Here is a 19,583-nt window from a genome sequence, read left to right as displayed (position 1 = left end):
TAAAAATGCACCGCCTCGCAAAAAAATCCCCGGCCTGTTGCCGGGGATTTTTTTATCCATGAAAAATTTCAGTTACAGGTGTGATCTCGCAAGCCTGGGAGATCCCTGCTCAAGAACATGATTGCCCCCTTCAGTTTTTCAGCGCGCGCGAAAGAAAGTCGCGAATGTATTCGGCGACCTCCGGCGCGTGCGTTTCCAATGCAAAGTGGCCTGCATCCAGCAGATGCACTTCAGCAGCCGGAACGTCCTTGCGAAAAGCATGCGCGCCCGGAGGTATGAACGCAGGATCGTGCTTGCCCCAGACCGCCAGCAAGGGTGGCTGATATTTGCGCAGGTACTCCTGAAACGAGGGGTAAGCCGCTACGTTACTGCGGTAGTCGAGAATCAGATCAAGCTGGATCTCTTCTGCGCCCGGCCGCGCCATATACAGAATGTCGAGGTTGCAGCCATCGGGAGAAAGCTTTTCAGGATCGGCTCCCGTACCGTATTGCCAGTCCCGGATGACTTGCGGTGACAGCGAGCCGCGACAGGCTTCGCGATTGGCTGCCGAAGGCTCGCGCCAATAGGCTTGCCACGGGCCCCATTGATCGCTGAATCCTTCCAGGTAGGCATTGCCGTTCTGACTGATGATTGCGGTGACCTTCTCCGGGTTCGCCGCTGCGAGCCGCAAACCTGTCGGTGCGCCATAGTCGAATATGTATAACGCATACTTCTTCAGGCCCAGCGCCTCGGTGAAGCCCTCGATTACCTTGTAAAGGTTTTCGAATGTGTAATCGAACTGCCCGCGCGGTGGTGCTTTGGTATTACCGAATCCGGGCAGATCGGGAGCGATCAGACGGTACTGACTCGCCAACAATGGCATCAGGTCACGAAACATGTGACTGGCACTCGGGAAACCATGAAGCAACAGCAGCACCGGGGCGTCCCTGGCTCCGACTTCGCGATAGAACACATTGACGTCCCCTACCTGCTGAGTGTGAAACGTCACGCGGAAGGCATCATCAATGCTCATTGCACTTTCCCTGGATAGAGGTTTATTGCTTGCAGAAGCGGCGCTCACCAACGACGCCCCGAGAGCAGAAGCAGCGCCTAACGCTGACGCTTGTAAAACCTTGCGCCGACTGACACCGGATGCGGCATTTTCAGCGTCGACTGAACCGGAATTTTTCATAGCAGAGTCTGACCGGGCTGGATGAATGAGTCGCCATCCTAGTCATTGCGACTGGACTGCAGAATTACCGCAAAAATCAATTCACCCTTTCAATTTCTGAAATGCTGATACGATTTCGCATCTTTCGTGGCAAGCAGGCTGCCTATGGACCGTATTCAGGAAATGACGCTTTTTGCCGGACTTGCCGAGCAAACCAGTTTTGCCGGGGTAGCCCGCCACTTTGGCCTGTCGACCGCCACGGTAACCCGGGCTGTCGCGAGTCTGGAGAGCCGCCTGGGCATCCTGCTGGTGGTGCGCACCACTCGCAACATGCGGCTCACCGAGGCGGGCCAGCGCTTCGCCGCTGATTGCCGCCGACTGCTTGCCGACCTTGATGAGGCTGAAAGCGCGGCAGGCGGCTTGCATGCAGTGCCAGGCGGCCTGCTGACGATCACCGCACCCCAGATGTTCGGCGCGCTACATGTCGTGCCCGTAATGACGAGCTTTCTCGAGCGTTTTCCGGCTGTGGACATCCGTGCCATTCTGGTCGACCGGGTAGTGTCCATGCTCGATGAGGGCGTCGACGTGGCCGTCAGGATCGGTGCCCTGCCCGATTCGTCTCTGACCGCAATCCCGACAGGTAGCGTGCGGCGCATGGTTTGCGCATCCCCGGCCTATCTCGAAAAGCATGGAGTTCCGCAGCATCCCGACGATTTGCGACAGCATTCGACGGTTTCAACCACCACCGCCGAACGCCCGCCTCAATGGCTTTTCCGGATCGATGACAATAATTATTCGGTCGATGTCGCCTCAAGACTCAGCCTGACGTCTTATCAGGCGGCGATCAGCGCAGCATTACAAGGCTGGGGGCTGACCCAGGTGCCGTACTATCAGATACGCGATCACCTGCAGGAAGGCAGGCTCAAGTGTGTTCTGGAGACGTTCGAAATAACGCCGGAACCGGTTCACGTTGTTTACCTGGAGGGCCGTCGTCGCTCATCCAAAGTGCGAGCCTTTGTGGACTTCTGCGTCAGCGCCCTGAGGCATGACCTGCAGTTCGAGCACCAATAAGCTGTTACGGCTGACCCAATCCCCTGCAAAGAGACCATTACCATGACCTGGCAAGCCCACGTTACCGTCGCCACCATCGTCGAAGATCAAGGCCGCTTTCTTTTCGTTGAGGAAATCAAAGGCGGACGCGCCGTACTCAACCAACCCGCCGGGCACCTGGACCCGAACGAAAGCCTGCAACGTGCCGCCGTGCGTGAAACCCTGGAAGAAACCGGCTGGGACGTCGAATTGACCAGCGTGGTGGGCATCTACCTGTACACCGCGCCGAGCAATGGCGTGACCTACCAGCGAATCTGCTTTGCCGCCAAGGGCCTGCGCCACCACCCGGAGTATCAACTCGATGAAGGCATCGTCGGCGCAGTCTGGCTGACTCGCGATGAGCTAGTGGCCCAACAGGAGCGCTGGCGCAGCGAGCTGGTATTGCGTTGTCTGGACGACTACCTAGATGGCGAACATTTCAGTCTCGACCTGCTGCGCGACAAGGCGTGAGACTCGACGCCCTCAGCCTGATAGAATCGCGTCCTTTTACAGGTCAGCCGTTGAACCCCCATGCGTGATCCAGCCCCCTCGAACTCAGAAATGAAGCGCGTCATAGTCGGCATGTCCGGCGGCGTGGACTCTTCCGTTTCCGCCGTACTGCTCATGGAGCAGGGTTATCAGGTGGAAGGCTTGTTCATGAAGAACTGGGAAGAAGACGACGGAACGGAATACTGCACCGCCCGCGAAGACCTGGCGGACGCCCAGGCCGTGTGCGACAAGATCGGCATCAAGCTGCACACGGCCAACTTCGCGGCCGAGTACTGGGACAACGTCTTCGAGCACTTCCTTGAAGAGTACAAGGCCGGGCGCACCCCTAACCCGGACATCCTGTGTAACCGCGAAATCAAGTTCAAGGCGTTTCTCGACTACGCACTGATGCTGGGCGCTGACCTTATCGCTACAGGCCATTACGTGCGCCGCCGTGATATCGATGGACGTACCGAGCTGCTCAAGGGCCTGGACCCGAACAAGGACCAGAGCTACTTCCTGCACGCCGTTGGCGGCGAGCAGATCGCCCGGACGCTGTTCCCGGTTGGCGAACTGGAAAAACCGGAAGTCCGGGCCATTGCCGAAAAACACGGCTTGGCCACTGCCAAGAAGAAGGATTCCACCGGAATCTGCTTCATTGGCGAGCGCCGCTTCACTGATTTTCTGCGCCAGTACCTGCCCGCCCAGCCCGGCGAAATCAAGACCACCGAGGGTGAAGTCATCGGTCGTCACAGCGGCCTGATGTACCACACCATCGGCCAGCGCCAGGGCCTGGGCATCGGCGGCCTCAAGGACGCCAGTGATGATCCGTGGTACGTGCTGGTCAAGGACCTGGACAACAATGAACTGATTGTCGGTCAGGGCAATGATCACCCCTGGCTGTTTTCCCGTGCGCTGGTTTCTTCGGAAATCTATTGGGTCAACCCGATCGACCTGAGCAGCCCGCGCAAGCTCACCGCTAAGGTCCGTTATCGTCAAGGCGACCAGCCGTGCACGCTGGAAAAGACCGCTGACGGTTACCGCGCCACATTCGATGACCCGCAGCGCGCCGTCACCCCCGGCCAGTCCGTGGTGTTCTACGACGGCGAAATCTGTCTGGGCGGCGGCGTGATCGAAATTGCCGAACCCTGGACCAGCAAGGACAAGCGTTGATGAGCCCGACTCAGGAACAACTGATCGCTCTGGGCGGTGTATTCCAGGCCGCCGTGCTGGTCGACCGGATCGCCAAGACCGGTCAGATCAGCGAAGCAGCCCTGAGCTGCATGCTCGGCAGCCTGCTGGTGGTCGACCCCAAGGATACGCTGGACGTTTACGGCGGCGACGATCTCAACCTGCACGAAGGCTATCGCGCCATGGCCAGCGCCCTGGAACGTGACCCGGCAACCTTGCAACGCGAACCGTTGCGCTACGCCCTGTCGATGCTCGGCCTCGAGCGCCAGCTGGCCAAGCGCGATGACCTGCTTGAAGTGATCGGCAAACGCATTCCGGTGATTCAGTCCCAGGTCGAGCATTTTGGCATCGCCCACGAGAACGTGATTGCCGCGACCGGCGCGCTGTACCAGGACACCCTGAGTACCTTGCGCCAGCGCATTCAGGTACAAGGCGACATGCGTAACCTGCAGCAGCCGAACAATGCCTCGAAGATTCGCGGCATTCTGCTGGCCGGTATTCGCTCTGCCCGCCTGTGGCGGCAAGTTGGCGGTCATCGCTGGCAACTGGTGTTCAGCCGCCGCAAGTTGTTGAAAGAACTCTACCCATTGCTGCACGGCTGACCCGCCGCGCGCCAATGACCTTCACCACCCCAAGGCACGACGCTGTCTACGCTGGTCGGCGGGCTCCGGTCCGACTGACTTTTCATGTATGATATGCGCCCTTTTCGTCGCCCGACTGTCCGAGAGCATCCCATGCAGCTTTCTTCGCTCACTGCGGTTTCCCCTGTTGATGGCCGCTACGCCGGCAAAACCCAGGCCTTGCGCCCTATTTTCAGCGAATACGGCCTGATCCGTTTCCGCGTGATGGTTGAAGTTCGCTGGCTCCAGCGTCTTGCGGCTCACCCGCAAATCACCGAAGTCCCGGCCTTCTCCGCGCAAGCCAATGCCATCCTGGATGCCCTGGCTGAAGACTTCTCCGTGGAACATGCCGAGCGCGTCAAGGAAATCGAGCGCACCACCAATCATGACGTGAAGGCTGTGGAGTATCTGCTCAAGGAGCAGGCTGCCAAATTGCCAGAGCTGGAAAAGGTCAGCGAGTTCATCCACTTCGCCTGCACCAGCGAAGACATCAACAACCTGTCTCACGCACTGATGCTGCGCGAGGGTCGCGACACCGTAGTGCTGCCACTGATGCGCCAGATCGCCGACGCCATCCGCGAGCTGGCGATTCGCTTTGCAGACGTGCCGATGCTGTCCCGCACTCACGGCCAGCCCGCCTCCCCGACCACACTGGGCAAGGAGTTGGCAAACGTCGTTTACCGCCTCGAGCGCCAGATCAGTCAGATCGCAGCAGTCCCGCTGCTCGGCAAAATCAACGGCGCAGTCGGCAACTACAATGCCCACCTCTCTGCCTATGCAGACATCGACTGGGAAGCCAATGCGCGGGCCTTCATCGAAGACGAGCTGGGCCTGGGTTTCAACCCCTACACCACGCAGATCGAACCGCACGACTACATTGCCGAGCTGTTCGATGCCATTGCCCGCTTCAACACCATCCTGATCGACTTCGACCGCGACATCTGGGGCTACATCTCGCTGGGCTATTTCAAGCAGCGCACCATTGCTGGCGAAATCGGCTCCTCGACCATGCCGCACAAGGTCAACCCGATCGACTTCGAAAACTCCGAAGGCAACCTGGGCATCGCCAACGCACTGTTCCAGCATCTGGCGAGCAAGCTGCCTGTGTCCCGCTGGCAGCGTGATCTGACCGACTCCACCGTACTGCGCAACCTGGGCGTCGGCTTTGCCCATAGCGTCATTGCCTACGAAGCCAGCCTCAAGGGCATCAGCAAGCTGGAACTGAACGAGCAGCGCATTGCCGCCGATCTGGACGCTTGCTGGGAAGTTCTGGCAGAGCCGATTCAAACCGTCATGCGTCGTTACAACATCGAAAACCCGTACGAAAAACTGAAAGAGCTGACACGCGGTAAGGGCATCGGCCCTGAAGCGCTGCAGACTTTCATCGACGGCCTGGACATGCCTGCCGAAGCCAAGGCCGAGCTCAAGAAGCTCACGCCTGCCAATTACATCGGTAACGCAGCCGCTCAGGCCAAGCGCATCTGACACGCAAAAAAATTGCACACGCCCGGCTGTGCCGGGCGTTTTCATTTCAAGGGCTTACACATGAATCCTGATATTCCTCTACAACTTCTGGGCGGCATCACTGCTCGCGTTTTCCTGCGTGACTACTGGCAGAAAAAACCGCTGCTGATCCGCCAGGCTCTGCCGGACTTTCAAAGCCCGATCGACGCGGACGAGCTTGCCGGCCTCGCCCTGGAAGAAGAAGTGGAGTCGCGCCTGGTCATCGAAAACGGCGAGCGCCCGTGGGAGCTGCGTCGTGGCCCGTTCGCTGAAGACGAATTCAGCAAACTGCCCGAGCGCGACTGGACGCTGCTGGTCCAGGCCGTGGACCAATTCGTTCCGGAAGTCAGCGAGTTGCTGGAAAACTTCCGCTTTCTGCCCAGCTGGCGGATTGACGATGTGATGATCAGCTACGCAGCCCCTGGCGGCAGCGTCGGTCCGCACTTCGACAACTATGATGTGTTCCTGCTTCAGGGGCATGGCAAACGCCACTGGCAGATCGGCCAGATGTGCGATGCGGAAAGCCCGCTGCTGCAGCATGCCGACCTGCGCATCCTTGCCGAATTCGAGAAGACCGAAGAGTGGACGCTGGAACCGGGCGACATGCTTTATCTACCGCCGCGCCTGGCGCACTGCGGCGTCGCCGTCGACGACTGCCTGACCTACTCGGTCGGTTTCCGTGCACCAAGCGCCGCCGAAGTCCTGACTCACTTCACCGACTTCCTCAGCCAGTTCATACCGGACGAAGAGCGCTACACCGATGCTGACGCCCAGCCGGTCAGCGATCCTCATCAGATCCAGCATGAAGCGCTTGATCGCCTGAAAACGCTGCTGGCCGAGCACATGAGTGACGAACGCCTGCTGCTGACCTGGTTCGGCCAGTTCATGACCGAACCGCGCTACCCGGAACTGGTGACCGGCCCAGAGCTCGACGAACAGGACCTGCTCGACAGCCTTGAGCAGGGGGCGGTGCTGATTCGTAACCCGAGCGCACGGCTGGCGTGGTCTGAAGTCGATGACGATCTGCTACTGTTTGCCAGTGGCCAGAGCCGCCTGCTGCCGGGCAGCCTGCGTGACCTGCTCAAACTGATCTGTGCCGCCGATGCATTGCACAGCGAAAACCTTGGCCAATGGTTGGCCGATGACGAGGGGCGCAATTTGCTTTGCGAACTCGTAAAACAAGGAAGCCTGGGATTTGCCGATGAATAAAGTCACTGTAACTGTCGCCCAATGGCAGAAGAACAACGCCTATATCCGGCGCATACGCGATTCGGTATTCATTGCCGAACAATCGGTGCCGCCGGAACTGGAGTGGGATGCCGAAGACGCAGGTGCCGTGCATTTTCTTGCGCACGAGGGTGAATATGCGGTGGGCACTGCCCGACTGCTGCCCGATGGCGAGATCGGTCGCCTGTCAGTCCTGAGAGACTGGCGTGGCCTGAAGGTCGGCGAGGCTCTGCTGGGTGCAGTGATCCATGAAGCCGAACAGCGTGGGCTCAAGCCGCTCAAGCTGAGCGCTCAGGTGCAGGCCGTCGAGTTTTATCAGCGCTTCGGCTTTTCGGTTATCAGCGACGAGTTTCTCGAAGCCGGCCTGCCACACGTTGATATGCTCCGCGAAGCGTGATCAACGCCGTTATGTAGGCGCTTGCAGCGGCACTACATGATGATCGCCCTGCTCTTTTTCGCTCGCCCCCTCAAGGTCGAAGCGAAAAGCCGCAGGGCATTTTTATGCCTGACCATTCAGCTTGATTGCCTGCAGCCGACACAGTGGCACAATCATGCTTTACGCGCTCACCGCGGAGAATGAACATGTCAGTACGCAACTTGCTCAATGCAGCGCTCACCTCGATGCTGATCGTCTTCAGCGCTCAGGTCTTCGCGGCGACCGAAGTCGTCCCGCTCAACTACCGCACCAGTGCCGATCTGTTGCCGGTCGCCAAATCCTTTCTGGGGGACGAAGGCACCGTCAGCGCCTACGGCAATCAACTGATCGTGAATGCAGAGTCACGCAAGATCGAAGAACTTCGCGCCTTGATCTCGCAGCTCGATACGGCACCGAAACGCTTGCTGATCAGCGTCGACACCAGCGACAGCGCGACCCGCAGCAGCAGTGGCTCGCGGGTTATTCAGTACGGTACCGCCAGCCGTGAAGGCGGCGTGCAACAAGTGCAGACCAGCGAGGGCACCCCTGCACTCATACAGGTTGGCCAGAGTGTGCCGCTGACCTCCTCATCCACGGACGCGTACGGATATTCCCGAAGCGACACCGAGTACCGCAATGTAACCCAAGGGTTTTACGTCACGGCCAGCGTGACCGGCGACACGGTTCACCTGAGTATCAGCACCAATCATGACCGCATGAGCCAGGAGCGACCCGACGCTATCAAGGTGCAGAGTACTGACAGCCAGGTCAGCGGACGGCTGGGAGAATGGATCACACTGGCGAGCAACAGCAATGAATCCGTCGCGGATCAAAGTGGCCTGGCGCAACGCTATTCCACACAGGGTCGTGACGATATGATTTTGCGTGTAAAGGTCGAAACCCTCGAATAGCCTGCACGGGCTGAAAACCCAATACTTACGGGCCTTTTGATGACTGCCCGGTCTACTTTTCACGAACATGTAGTGATTTAAAAAAAGCACTACAAAACGTTTGACGCCCCCTGAAGTGCGAGGCATGATTGCCTCGCTCCCGCTAATCAGAGGCTTTGCAAAAAGCCTTCGAGTCGCCGCTCTCACACACCCGCAGAGCCGATTCGTGTCCGCATCGCCCACAGGGCAGTTTGACGAGGTTGCGACTGGAACGAAGTTGTCCCGAGGGACGGAAGCGTAAACGGTAACCCGGCAAGGCCGACGGTGATGCACAACGCCACTGCAGGCCCGACTGTCCACCTGACAGCCTCATGTCCGGACGCCCGCTCTCCCCTCGAGCACCTCGTTCACCCGTCGCGCCACTCATAACGTGCGGCTTCAGGCAAAACCCCGGATCAGCGAGCAGCCATCTACCGTGCCTTCGATAAACGAGGCGTTTTGGCGGAGCAGGACTTTCCAACGAGACCTACTTCTAGAGGTTTATCACCATGGCACTGACACGCGAACAACAAATAGCGGCTCTCGAGAAAGACTGGGCTGAAAATCCGCGCTGGAAAAACGTGACCCGTACTTATTCCGCTGCAGATGTGGTCCGCCTGCGCGGCTCGGTTCAACCCGAACACACCTTTGCACGGCTGGGCGCGGACAAGCTGTGGAATTTGGTGACCCAGGGTGCCAAACCGTTCTTTCGGCCGGACAAGGATTTCGTCAATTGCATGGGCGCCCTCACGGGCGGCCAGGCTGTGCAGCAGGTCAAGGCCGGCATTCAGGCCATCTACCTTTCCGGCTGGCAGGTCGCCGCCGACAACAACTCTGCCGAGTCCATGTACCCGGATCAGTCGCTGTACCCGGTTGACTCGGTGCCTACCGTGGTCAAGCGCATCAACAACTCGTTCCGCCGTGCCGATCAGATCCAGTGGAAAGCCGGCAAGGCGCCGGGCGACGAAGGCTACATCGACTACTTCGCTCCGATCGTGGCAGACGCGGAAGCCGGATTCGGCGGTGTACTCAATGCCTATGAGCTGATGAAAAGCATGATCGAGGCCGGTGCCGCCGGGGTGCACTTCGAAGATCAACTGGCTTCAGTGAAGAAATGTGGCCACATGGGCGGCAAAGTGCTGGTCCCGACTCAGGAAGCCATACAGAAACTGGTCGCTGCACGCCTGGCCGCCGACGTGGCCGGTGTACCGACCATCATTCTGGCCCGGACTGATGCCAACGCTGCCGACTTGCTGACATCCGATTGCGATCCGTACGACAAGCCATTCGTGACCGGCGAACGTACCCATGAGGGGTTCTACAAAGTACGTGCTGGTCTGGATCAGGCAATCTCGCGCGGCCTCGCCTACGCGCCTTATGCCGATCTGATCTGGTGCGAAACCGCCAGGCCGGATCTGGACGAGGCACGCCGCTTCGCCGAAGCAATCAAGAAGGAGTACCCGGACCAGTTGCTTTCCTACAACTGCTCGCCGTCCTTCAACTGGAAGAAAAACCTCGACGACGCAACCATCGCCAAGTTTCAGCGCGAGCTTTCGGCCATGGGCTACAAGCACCAGTTCATTACCCTGGCAGGCATTCACAACATGTGGCACAGCATGTTCAATCTGGCGCATGACTACGCCCGCAACGACATGACCGCCTACGTGAAGCTGCAGGAACAGGAATTCGCCAACGCTGCCAAGGGTTACACCTTCGTGGCTCACCAGCAGGAAGTGGGTACCGGCTATTTCGACGACATGACGACCGTAATTCAGGGCGGCGTATCGTCGGTAACCGCACTCACCGGCTCGACCGAAGAAGAGCAATTCCACTGATACACCGCGCAACGCGTTGAAAACACAGGCCGTCCGTCAGGGCGGTCTGTCTTTTGTGTCAGAAGGTGCCGGTATTGATTTCGGACAATATGCAGTTGCCGGGCGAATGCTACAAAAGGCGTACTTTATAAGCAGTACCGTTACCCACTATGCGCCGACTACCGAACGCTGAACTATCAAGACCGCTTCAAATGATATTAATTATCATTCAAATTGCGTTTTCCTGCTTTTCTCGGTCAAGAAACATAATTAACGAAATCCCCGCTGATGCCCGCCCGGCAGGCCCTGCAGCCTCCCTGAAAGGCCTTGGGCAATTAATTCCGTAAATAAATTTGATGTAGAAAATTTACTTGCCAACTGTTTGCACATAAAATCAATCCGTTGACCGCACTGCGACATTTCGTCACTGCCTCGACTCTTTATCAAGCACAGAGACCTTTGCTCTCTAACAAGGACTGACAGCATGCCCGAATCGACAGGTCTGATTGCCCATAACTGGGGCTTCGCCATTTTCCTTTTGGGTGTTGTCGGCCTTTGCGCCTTCATGCTCGGTCTTTCCAGCCTGCTCGGAAGCAAGGCCTGGGGCCGCAGCAAGAACGAACCTTTCGAATCCGGCATGCTGCCTACCGGCAGTGCGCGCCTGCGTCTCTCCGCAAAATTCTATCTGGTCGCGATGCTTTTCGTGATCTTTGACATCGAAGCCCTCTTTCTCTTTGCCTGGTCTGTGTCCGTCCGCGAAAGCGGCTGGACCGGATTCGTCGAAGCTCTCGTTTTCATAGCAATTCTGTTGGCAGGTCTTGTCTACCTATGGCGGGTTGGTGCTCTTGACTGGGCTCCTGAAGGTCGCCGTAATCGGCAAGCGAAGCTGAAACAATGAGGCTTTGGCGATGCAATATAATCTCACCAGGATCGACCCGGACGCTCCTAACGAGCAGTACCCCATCGGCAAACGGGAAACCGTTTCCGATCCGTTAGAAGATCAAGTCCACAAAAACATCTACATGGGCAAGCTGGAAGACGTGCTGAACGGTGCGGTCAACTGGGGACGTAAAAACTCCCTGTGGCCCTACAACTTCGGCCTGTCGTGCTGCTATGTGGAAATGACCACCGCCTTCACGGCACCCCACGACATCGCGCGCTTTGGCGCTGAAGTGATCCGGGCGTCGCCACGACAGGCGGATTTCATGGTCATTGCCGGTACCTGCTTCATCAAGATGGCGCCGATCATCCAGCGTCTCTACGAGCAAATGCTCGAACCCAAGTGGGTCATTTCCATGGGTTCGTGTGCCAACTCCGGTGGCATGTACGACATCTACTCAGTGGTCCAGGGGGTGGACAAATTCCTTCCCGTGGATGTCTACGTGCCCGGCTGCCCGCCCCGCCCCGAAGCGTTTCTGCAAGGCTTGATGCTGTTGCAGGAATCCATCGGCAAGGAGCGTCGCCCTCTTTCCTGGGTCGTTGGCGATCAAGGCGTGTATCGCGCCGAGATGCCATCGCAAAAGGAACAGCGCCGCGAACAGCGTATTCAGGTGACCAACCTGCGCAGCCCCGACGAAGTCTGATCCAGCCCGTTCTTCTTATAAAAAAGACAAGAACCGGGGTTGATTCTGTACGTTGACCGAAGTGATTGAGACCTATGACTGCAGACAACGCTCTGTACATCCCGCCTTACAAGGCTGACGACCAAGATGTCGTCGTTGAACTGAACAACCGTTTTGGTGCCGAGGCTTTCACTGCCCAGCCGACTCGCACCGGCATGCCCGTGCTGTGGGTCGAGCGCGCCCGACTGTTTGAAATTCTGACGTTCCTGCGCAACGTGCCCAAGCCCTACTCCATGCTCTATGACCTGCATGGCGTGGACGAGCGTCTGCGCACAAACCGTCGTGGTCTGCCCGGTGCAGACTTCACCGTGTTCTATCACCTGCTGTCGATCGAGCGAAACAGCGACGTGATGATCAAGGTAGCGCTTTCCGAAAGCGACCTGAGCGTACCGACGATTACCAGCATCTGGCCGAACGCCAACTGGTACGAGCGTGAAGTGTGGGACATGTTCGGCATCGACTTCCCAGGCCACCCGCACCTGAGCCGCATCATGATGCCGCCGACCTGGGAAGGTCATCCGCTGCGCAAGGACTTCCCTGCCCGTGCAACGGAATTCGACCCGTACAGCCTGACCCTCGCCAAACAGCAACTGGAAGAGGAAGCCGCACGCTTCCGTCCGGAAGACTGGGGCATGAAACGCTCTGGTGCCAACGAGGACTACATGTTCCTCAACCTGGGGCCGAACCACCCTTCTGCTCACGGCGCGTTCCGTATCATTCTGCAACTGGACGGCGAAGAGATCGTCGACTGCGTTCCGGACATCGGCTACCACCACCGTGGTGCCGAGAAAATGGCCGAACGCCAGTCATGGCACAGCTTCATTCCCTACACCGACCGTATCGATTACCTGGGCGGGGTGATGAACAACCTGCCTTATGTGCTCTCGGTCGAGAAGCTGGCAGGCATCAAGGTGCCGGAAAAGGTCGACGTCATCCGCATCATGATGGCCGAGTTCTTCCGTATCACCAGTCACCTGCTGTTCCTGGGTACCTACATTCAGGACGTGGGCGCCATGACACCGGTGTTCTTCACGTTCACCGACCGCCAGAAAGCCTACACCGTGATCGAAGCGATTACCGGCTTCCGTCTGCACCCTGCCTGGTACCGCATTGGTGGGGTCGCTCACGACCTGCCGCGTGGCTGGGAAAAACTGGTCAAGGACTTCGTCGACTGGCTGCCCAAGCGCCTGGACGAATACACCAAGGCTGCCCTGCAGAACAGCATTCTCAAGGGTCGTACCGTCGGCGTCGCCGCCTACAACACCAAGGAAGCCCTCGAATGGGGCGTCACCGGTGCAGGCCTGCGCTCCACCGGTTGCGATTTCGACCTGCGCAAGGCGCGCCCTTACTCGGGCTACGAGAACTTCGAATTCGAAGTGCCGCTGGCCGCCAATGGCGATGCCTATGACCGCTGCATGGTCCGCGTCGAAGAGATGCGCCAGAGCATCAAGATCATCGACCAGTGCATGCGCAACATGCCGGAAGGCCCGTACAAGGCGGATCACCCGCTGACCACGCCGCCGCCGAAAGAGCGCACCCTGCAGCACATCGAAACCCTGATCACGCACTTCCTGCAGGTTTCGTGGGGCCCGGTCATGCCGGCCAACGAGTCCTTCCAGATGATCGAAGCGACCAAGGGTATCAACAGCTATTACCTGACGAGCGACGGCGGCACCATGAGCTACCGTACCCGGATCCGCACCCCGAGTTACCCGCACCTGCAGCAGATCCCTTCGGTGATCAAAGGCAGCATGGTCGCGGACTTGATCGCGTACCTGGGTAGTATCGATTTCGTTATGGCCGACGTGGACCGCTAAGCATGAATAGCCCGCTAATCCAGACAGACCGTTTCGCGCTGAGCGAAACCGAGCGCTCGGCCATCGAGCATGAGATGCATCACTACGAGGACCCGCGCGCGGCGTCCATCGAAGCCCTGAAAATTGTTCAGAAGGAACGTGGCTGGGTGCCCGACGGCGCGATTTACGCGATCGGCGACCTGCTGGGCATTCCCGCCAGCGACGTCGAAGGCGTTGCCACCTTCTACAGCCAGATCTTTCGCCAGCCGGTCGGGCATCACATCATTCGCGTCTGCAACAGCATGGTGTGCTTCATCGGCGGCCACGAAAACGTGGTCGACGAGATCAAGAGGTCACTGGGCATCGGCCTGGGTCAGACCACCGCCGACGGTCGTTTCACACTGCTGCCGGTCTGCTGCCTCGGCAACTGTGACAAGGCGCCGGCCGTGATGGTCGACGACGACACTTTCGGCGATGTACAGCCTGCTGGCGTTGCCAAGATGCTGGAGGGTTACCTATGACCATCACTTCCTTCGGCCCTGCCAACCGCATTGCGCGCACGGCAGAAACCCATCCGCTGACCTGGCGTCTGCGCGACGACGGCGAACCGGTCTGGCTCGACGAGTACCAGGCCAAGGACGGCTATGCCGCAGCGCGCAAGGCGCTGACGCAACAGGCGCCTGACGATATCGTCCAGTCGGTCAAGGACTCGGGCCTCAAGGGCCGCGGTGGCGCAGGCTTCCCCACCGGTGTGAAATGGGGCCTGATGCCCAAAGACGAATCCATGAACATCCGCTACTTGCTGTGCAACGCGGACGAGATGGAGCCCAACACCTGGAAAGACCGCATGCTGATGGAGCAACTGCCCCATCTGCTGGTCGAGGGCATGCTGATCAGTGCCCGCGCGCTGAAAGCCTATCGCGGCTATATCTTCCTGCGCGGCGAATACGTCACTGCGGCCAAGCACCTCAATCGCGCAGTGGCGGAAGCCAAGGCCGCCGGTTTGCTGGGCAAGAACATTCTCGGCACCGGGTTCGACTTCGAACTGTTCGTGCACACCGGTGCCGGTCGCTACATTTGCGGTGAAGAAACCGCACTGATCAACTCGCTGGAAGGCCGCCGCGCCAACCCGCGCTCCAAGCCGCCCTTCCCTGCTGCAGTAGGCGTTTGGGGCAAGCCGACCTGTGTGAACAACGTCGAGACCCTGTGCAACGTGCCTGCCATCGTCAACAACGGCAACGACTGGTACAAGTCGCTGGCTCGCGAAGGCAGTGAAGACCACGGCACCAAGCTGATGGGCTTCTCCGGCAAGGTCAAAAGCCCCGGTTTGTGGGAGCTGCCTTTCGGCGTACAGGCTCGCGAACTGTTCGAAGACTACGCCGGCGGCATGCGCGATGGCTTCAAGCTCAAGTGCTGGCAACCCGGAGGCGCCGGTACGGGGTTCCTGCTGCCTGAGCATCTGGACGCCCAGATGTATGCAGGCGGTATCGCCAAGGTCGGCACCCGGATGGGTACGGGTCTGGCGATGGCGGTCGACGATTCGGTCAACATGGTCTCGCTGCTGCGCAACATGGAAGAGTTTTTCGCTCAGGAGTCCTGTGGCTTCTGCACGCCATGCCGCGACGGTTTGCCATGGAGCGTGAAAATGCTTCGCGCCATCGAGAACGGTCAGGGTCAGCCGGGTGATATCGAAACCCTGCTGGGTCTGGTCAATTTCCTCGGCCCTGGCAAGACCTTCTGTGCCCATGCACCGGGCGCCGTTGAACCCTTGGGCAGTGCGATCAAGTATTTCCGTTCAGAGTTCGAAGCCGGTATCGCGCCAGCCAGCGCAGCCACGCTCGTTCCGGGCAAAAGTCCGACAGTGGTCGGCGCATAACAAGACACAACGGTCGGCGGCTGTTCGGGCTGCCGTCCTCGTACCTGCTGACGCCCTCCGGGCTGAACGATACGGGTACTACCGAGATTCCATTAGCCACGCCCGCTGACAACGGGCCAACGAAGACCTTTGAACCATGGCTACTATTCACGTAGACGGCAAAGCGCTCGAAGTCGATGGTGCAGACAACCTGTTACAGGCATGTCTGTCGCTGGGCCTCGATATCCCTTATTTCTGCTGGCACCCTGCCCTTGGCAGCGTTGGCGCCTGTCGCCAGTGCGCGGTCAAGCAGTACACCGACGAGAACGACACACGCGGTCGTATCGTCATGTCCTGCATGACGCCAGCCACCGACAACACCTGGATTTCCATCGAAGACGATGAGTCCAAGGCCTTCCGGGCCAGTGTCGTCGAATGGCTGATGACCAACCACCCGCATGACTGCCCGGTCTGCGAGGAAGGCGGTCACTGCCACCTGCAGGACATGACCGTGATGACCGGCCACAACGAGCGCCGTTATCGCTTCACCAAACGTACCCACCAGAATCAGGAGCTGGGGCCTTTCATCGCGCACGAGATGAACCGCTGCATCGCCTGTTATCGCTGTGTACGCTTTTATAAAGACTACGCGGGCGGCACCGACCTGGGCGTCTACGGTGCCCATGACAACGTGTACTTCGGTCGCGTTGAAGACGGCACGCTGGAAAGCGAGTTCTCCGGCAACCTCACCGAGGTCTGCCCGACCGGTGTGTTCACGGACAAGACCCACTCCGAGCGCTACAACCGCAAGTGGGACATGCAGTTCTCACCAAGCATCTGCCACGGTTGCTCCAGCGGCTGCAACATCAGCCCGGGTGAACGCTACGGTGAATTGCGCCGCATCGAAAACCGTTACAACGGCTCGGTCAACCAGTACTTCCTCTGCGACCGCGGACGTTTCGGCTACGGCTACGTCAATCGCAAGGATCGCCCGCGCCAACCATTGCTTGTCGACGGCCAGGTCAAACTGAGCCTGGACGAGGCGCTGGACAAGGCGGCGGACCTGCTGCGCGGCCGTAACATCGTCGGTATCGGCTCTCCTCGCGCCAGCCTCGAAAGCAACTATGCGCTGCGTGAGCTGGTGGGGGCCGAGCATTTCTACAGCGGTATCGAAGCCGGTGAGCTGGAGCGTATCAGACTTATGCTCAAGGTCCTGAACGACAGCCCGCTGCCGATCCCGACCCTGCGCGATATCGAAGATCACGATGCCATCTTCGTCCTCGGCGAAGACCTGACCCAAACGGCGGCACGTATGGCCCTGGGCTTGCGCCAGGCCGTCAAAGGCAAGGCTGAAGACATGGCTGCGGCGATGAAAGTCCAGCCGTGGCTCGACGCGGCCGTGAAGAACATCGGTCAGCACGAGCTCAATCCGCTGTTCATCGCCAGCCTCGCCGAAACCCGTCTCGACGATGTTGCAGAAGAATGCGTACATGCAGCGCCCGATGATCTGGCGCGTATCGGTTTTGCCGTGGCTCATGCCCTGGACGCCAGCGCACCTGCCGTCGATGGTCTGGACAGCGAGGCGCTGGAACTGGCGCAACGCATTGCCGATGCGCTGCTGGCTGCCAAACGACCGCTGATCATTTCCGGCAGTTCGCTGGGTTCGACAGCGCTGATCGAAGCTGCTGCCAACATCGCCAAGGCCTTGAAGCTGCGCGACAAGCAGGGTTCCATCAGCCTGATCGTGCCTGAAGCCAACAGCATGGGCTTGGCGATGTTCGGCGGCGAGTCCGTAGATGCCGCGCTGCAAGCGGTGATCTCCGGCAAGGCCGACGCCATCGTGGTGCTGGAAAACGATTTGTATCGTCGTGTGGACGCCAAGATCGTCGACGCCGCACTGAGCGCTGCGAAGGTCGTGATCGTCGCTGACCATCAGAAAACCCCGACCAGCGACCGCGCCCACCTGGTCCTGCCAGCTGCCAGCTTCGCTGAAGGCGACGGCACACTGGTCAGCCAGGAAGGCCGTGCCCAGCGCTTCTTCCAGGTCTTCGATCCGACCTATCTGGATGCCAGCATCCTGGTCCACGAAGGCTGGCGCTGGTTGCATGCCCTGCGTGCCACCTTGCTGAACAAGCCGGTTGACTGGACGCAACTCGACCACGTCACCGAGGCCTGCGCCAGCAGCACCCCGCAACTGGCGGGTATCGTCAACGCCGCGCCGTCTGCGTCGTTCCGCATCAAAGGCCTGAAACTGGCTCGCGAACCGCTGCGTTATAGCGGCCGTACCGCGATGCGAGCCAATATCAGCGTGCATGAGCCGCGCACCTCGCAAGACATCGACACAGCGTTCTCCTTCTCCATGGAAGGCTACTCGGGCTCGGCCGAGCCTCGTCAGCAGGTGCCATTCGCCTGGTCGCCGGGCTGGAACTCGCCGCAGGCCTGGAACAAGTTTCAGGACGAAGTCGGCGGTCACTTGCGCGCCGGCGACCCGGGCACTCGCCTGATCGAAAGCCAGGGCGATGGTCTGTCGTGGTTCTCCAGCGTGCCACGTGCGTTCTCTCCAGAGCGCGGCACCTGGCAGGTCGTGCCGTTCTTCCACCTGTTTGGCAGCGACGAAACCTCGTCTCTGGCCGCGCCGGTTCAGGAACGCATCCCGCAGGCCTATGTCGCAGTGGCCAAGTCCGAAGCCGATCGTCTCGGCGTCAACAACGGTGCCCTGCTCTCCTTGAGCATCAGCGGTGAAACGCTGACCTTGCCGTTGCGCATCAGCGAAGAACTGGGCGCAGGCCTTGTGGCATTGCCGGCAGGACTGCCTGGCATTCCGCCAGCACTCTTCGGCAAATCCGTTGACGGTCTGCAGGAGGCAGCGCAATGACCTGGTTTACCCCTGATGTGATCGACGCAATCATTGCAGTGGTCAAGGCCATCGTGGTGTTGCTGGCGGTCGTGGTTTGTGGTGCCCTGCTGAGCTTCATCGAACGTCGTCTGCTGGGTTGGTGGCAGGACCGTTATGGTCCGAACCGTGTGGGTCCGTTCGGCATGTTCCAGATCGCAGCCGACATGCTGAAGATGTTCTTCAAGGAAGACTGGACCCCACCGTTCGCCGACAAGGTGATATTCACCCTGGCGCCGGTGGTTGCCATGAGCGCCCTGCTGATCGCCTTTGCGGTCATCCCGATCACCCCGACCTGGGGCGTCGCGGATCTGAACATCGGTCTGTTGTTCTTCTTCGCCATGGCCGGTCTGTCCGTGTATGCGGTGCTGTTCGCCGGCTGGTCGAGCAACAACAAGTTCGCCCTGCTGGGCAGCCTGCGTGCTTCGGCACAAACCGTGTCCTACGAAGTGTTCATGGGCCTTGCGCTGATGGGCATCGTGGTTCAGGTAGGCTCGTTCAACATGCGCGACATTGTTGAGTATCAGGCGCAGAACCTGTGGTTCATCATTCCGCAGTTCTTCGGCTTCTGTACGTTCTTCATCGCAGGCGTCGCGGTCACTCACCGCCACCCGTTCGACCAACCGGAAGCCGAGCAGGAACTGGCTGACGGCTACCACATTGAATATGCCGGCATGAAATGGGGCATGTTCTTCGTGGGCGAATACATCGGGATCATCTTGATCTCGGCGCTGCTGGTGACGCTGTTCTTCGGTGGCTGGCACGGCCCGTTCGACATTCTGCCATCGCTGGCATTCTTCTGGTTCGCCTTGAAAACCGCGTTTTTCATCATGCTGTTCATCCTGCTGCGCGCCTCCATCCCGCGCCCGCGTTATGACCAGGTCATGGATTTCAGCTGGAAGTTCTGTTTGCCGCTGACCCTGATCAATTTGCTGGTGACTGCTGCGATTGTGTTGTTGAACACACCGGCAGGCTCGGTTCAGTGAGGAT

The 19,583-nt window shown here is 59.3% G+C and carries 17 protein-coding genes; 16 read left to right on the top strand and 1 reads right to left on the bottom strand.

The features are described 5' to 3' along the window. Window positions 1–130 precede the first annotated feature (130 nt). Window positions 131–1,012 (bottom strand): alpha/beta fold hydrolase, encoded by an 882-nt coding sequence (locus tag PCPL58_RS13035; protein ID WP_065349570.1) that lies wholly within the window; start codon window positions 1,010–1,012, stop codon window positions 131–133. Between the two features lie 303 nt (window positions 1,013–1,315). Between PCPL58_RS13035 and PCPL58_RS13030 the strand changes: the two genes are divergently transcribed. The 16 genes from PCPL58_RS13030 (at window position 1,316) to nuoH (ending at window position 19,579) form a co-directional block, all read left to right on the top strand. Then, window positions 1,316–2,221 carry a LysR family transcriptional regulator gene (locus PCPL58_RS13030; RefSeq protein WP_024663379.1) on the top strand — a complete coding sequence of 302 codons (906 nt, stop codon included), beginning with the start codon at window positions 1,316–1,318 and terminating at the stop codon, window positions 2,219–2,221. A 42-nt stretch (window positions 2,222–2,263) separates the two neighbouring features. Continuing rightward, window positions 2,264–2,710 carry an NUDIX hydrolase gene (locus PCPL58_RS13025; protein ID WP_003350322.1) on the top strand — a complete coding sequence of 149 codons (447 nt, stop codon included), beginning with the start codon at window positions 2,264–2,266 and terminating at the stop codon, window positions 2,708–2,710. Window positions 2,711–2,770: 60 nt separating this feature from the next. Then, a complete protein-coding gene (gene mnmA / locus PCPL58_RS13020; protein WP_011168961.1) occupies window positions 2,771–3,901 on the top strand; it encodes a tRNA 2-thiouridine(34) synthase MnmA in 1,131 nt (376 codons plus the stop codon). Continuing rightward, a complete protein-coding gene (gene hflD, locus PCPL58_RS13015; protein WP_003405097.1) occupies window positions 3,901–4,521 on the top strand; it encodes a high frequency lysogenization protein HflD in 621 nt (206 codons plus the stop codon). The genes mnmA and hflD overlap by 1 nt, the downstream gene beginning before the upstream one ends. 132 nt (window positions 4,522–4,653) lie before the next feature. Further along, window positions 4,654–6,024: an adenylosuccinate lyase gene (purB, locus tag PCPL58_RS13010; RefSeq protein ID WP_003371741.1), complete on the top strand. Its 1,371-nt coding sequence runs from the start codon at window positions 4,654–4,656 to the stop codon at window positions 6,022–6,024. Between the two features lie 60 nt (window positions 6,025–6,084). Then, window positions 6,085–7,251 carry a ribosomal protein uL16 3-hydroxylase gene (locus tag PCPL58_RS13005; RefSeq protein WP_065349569.1) on the top strand — a complete coding sequence of 389 codons (1,167 nt, stop codon included), beginning with the start codon at window positions 6,085–6,087 and terminating at the stop codon, window positions 7,249–7,251. Beyond that, window positions 7,244–7,666: a GNAT family N-acetyltransferase gene (locus PCPL58_RS13000; RefSeq protein ID WP_065349568.1), complete on the top strand. Its 423-nt coding sequence runs from the start codon at window positions 7,244–7,246 to the stop codon at window positions 7,664–7,666. Before PCPL58_RS13005 ends, PCPL58_RS13000 begins: the two co-directional genes overlap by 8 nt. Before the next feature lie 185 nt (window positions 7,667–7,851). Continuing rightward, window positions 7,852–8,595, top strand: coding sequence for a secretin N-terminal domain-containing protein (locus PCPL58_RS12995; RefSeq protein ID WP_003436018.1), 744 nt, complete (start codon window positions 7,852–7,854; stop codon window positions 8,593–8,595). A 527-nt stretch (window positions 8,596–9,122) separates the two neighbouring features. Beyond that, window positions 9,123–10,448, top strand: a complete 1,326-nt coding sequence (gene aceA / locus PCPL58_RS12990) for an isocitrate lyase (RefSeq protein WP_065349567.1) — start codon at window positions 9,123–9,125, stop codon at window positions 10,446–10,448. Between the two features lie 463 nt (window positions 10,449–10,911). Continuing rightward, window positions 10,912–11,325, top strand: coding sequence for an NADH-quinone oxidoreductase subunit A (locus PCPL58_RS12985; RefSeq protein WP_002554011.1), 414 nt, complete (start codon window positions 10,912–10,914; stop codon window positions 11,323–11,325). Window positions 11,326–11,335: 10 nt separating this feature from the next. Further along, the gene (locus PCPL58_RS12980; RefSeq protein WP_002554012.1) at window positions 11,336–12,010 is read left to right on the top strand and encodes a NuoB/complex I 20 kDa subunit family protein; all 675 of its coding nucleotides are present in this window, start codon (window positions 11,336–11,338) and stop codon (window positions 12,008–12,010) included. Window positions 12,011–12,084: 74 nt separating this feature from the next. Continuing rightward, window positions 12,085–13,866, top strand: coding sequence for an NADH-quinone oxidoreductase subunit C/D (nuoC, locus tag PCPL58_RS12975; RefSeq protein WP_002554013.1), 1,782 nt, complete (start codon window positions 12,085–12,087; stop codon window positions 13,864–13,866). A gap of 2 nt (window positions 13,867–13,868) precedes the next feature. Continuing rightward, a complete protein-coding gene (gene nuoE, locus PCPL58_RS12970; RefSeq protein ID WP_065349566.1) occupies window positions 13,869–14,366 on the top strand; it encodes an NADH-quinone oxidoreductase subunit NuoE in 498 nt (165 codons plus the stop codon). Then, window positions 14,363–15,721 carry an NADH-quinone oxidoreductase subunit NuoF gene (nuoF, locus tag PCPL58_RS12965; protein WP_065349565.1) on the top strand — a complete coding sequence of 453 codons (1,359 nt, stop codon included), beginning with the start codon at window positions 14,363–14,365 and terminating at the stop codon, window positions 15,719–15,721. Before nuoE ends, nuoF begins: the two co-directional genes overlap by 4 nt. Window positions 15,722–15,857: 136 nt before the next feature. Next, the gene (gene nuoG / locus PCPL58_RS12960) at window positions 15,858–18,575 is read left to right on the top strand and encodes an NADH-quinone oxidoreductase subunit NuoG (RefSeq protein ID WP_065349564.1); all 2,718 of its coding nucleotides are present in this window, start codon (window positions 15,858–15,860) and stop codon (window positions 18,573–18,575) included. Continuing rightward, a complete protein-coding gene (nuoH, locus tag PCPL58_RS12955) occupies window positions 18,572–19,579 on the top strand; it encodes an NADH-quinone oxidoreductase subunit NuoH (protein WP_003371726.1) in 1,008 nt (335 codons plus the stop codon). Before nuoG ends, nuoH begins: the two co-directional genes overlap by 4 nt. Window positions 19,580–19,583: the final 4 nt, after the last annotated feature.

The organism is Pseudomonas cerasi (assembly GCF_900074915.1).
GTDB classification, from domain to species: Bacteria; Pseudomonadota; Gammaproteobacteria; order Pseudomonadales; family Pseudomonadaceae; genus Aquipseudomonas; species Aquipseudomonas cerasi.
The sequence above is the reverse complement of the archived record's forward strand: the minus strand, read 5'-3'. Positions and strand labels throughout refer to the sequence as shown.

Bases quoted from the DNA above. Each gene is read 5' to 3' on its own strand.
- PCPL58_RS13035 (WP_065349570.1), bottom strand. From the start codon at position 1,012: ATGAGCATTGATGATGCCTTCCGCGTGACGTTTCACACTCAGCAGGTA.
- PCPL58_RS13030 (WP_024663379.1), top strand. From the start codon at position 1,316: ATGGACCGTATTCAGGAAATGACGCTTTTTGCCGGACTTGCCGAGCAA.
- PCPL58_RS13025 (WP_003350322.1), top strand. From the start codon at position 2,264: ATGACCTGGCAAGCCCACGTTACCGTCGCCACCATCGTCGAAGATCAA.
- mnmA (WP_011168961.1), top strand. From the start codon at position 2,771: ATGCGTGATCCAGCCCCCTCGAACTCAGAAATGAAGCGCGTCATAGTC.
- hflD (WP_003405097.1), top strand. From the start codon at position 3,901: ATGAGCCCGACTCAGGAACAACTGATCGCTCTGGGCGGTGTATTCCAG.
- purB (WP_003371741.1), top strand. From the start codon at position 4,654: ATGCAGCTTTCTTCGCTCACTGCGGTTTCCCCTGTTGATGGCCGCTAC.
- PCPL58_RS13005 (WP_065349569.1), top strand. From the start codon at position 6,085: ATGAATCCTGATATTCCTCTACAACTTCTGGGCGGCATCACTGCTCGC.
- PCPL58_RS13000 (WP_065349568.1), top strand. From the start codon at position 7,244: ATGAATAAAGTCACTGTAACTGTCGCCCAATGGCAGAAGAACAACGCC.
- PCPL58_RS12995 (WP_003436018.1), top strand. From the start codon at position 7,852: ATGTCAGTACGCAACTTGCTCAATGCAGCGCTCACCTCGATGCTGATC.
- aceA (WP_065349567.1), top strand. From the start codon at position 9,123: ATGGCACTGACACGCGAACAACAAATAGCGGCTCTCGAGAAAGACTGG.
- PCPL58_RS12985 (WP_002554011.1), top strand. From the start codon at position 10,912: ATGCCCGAATCGACAGGTCTGATTGCCCATAACTGGGGCTTCGCCATT.
- PCPL58_RS12980 (WP_002554012.1), top strand. From the start codon at position 11,336: ATGCAATATAATCTCACCAGGATCGACCCGGACGCTCCTAACGAGCAG.
- nuoC (WP_002554013.1), top strand. From the start codon at position 12,085: ATGACTGCAGACAACGCTCTGTACATCCCGCCTTACAAGGCTGACGAC.
- nuoE (WP_065349566.1), top strand. From the start codon at position 13,869: ATGAATAGCCCGCTAATCCAGACAGACCGTTTCGCGCTGAGCGAAACC.
- nuoF (WP_065349565.1), top strand. From the start codon at position 14,363: ATGACCATCACTTCCTTCGGCCCTGCCAACCGCATTGCGCGCACGGCA.
- nuoG (WP_065349564.1), top strand. From the start codon at position 15,858: ATGGCTACTATTCACGTAGACGGCAAAGCGCTCGAAGTCGATGGTGCA.
- nuoH (WP_003371726.1), top strand. From the start codon at position 18,572: ATGACCTGGTTTACCCCTGATGTGATCGACGCAATCATTGCAGTGGTC.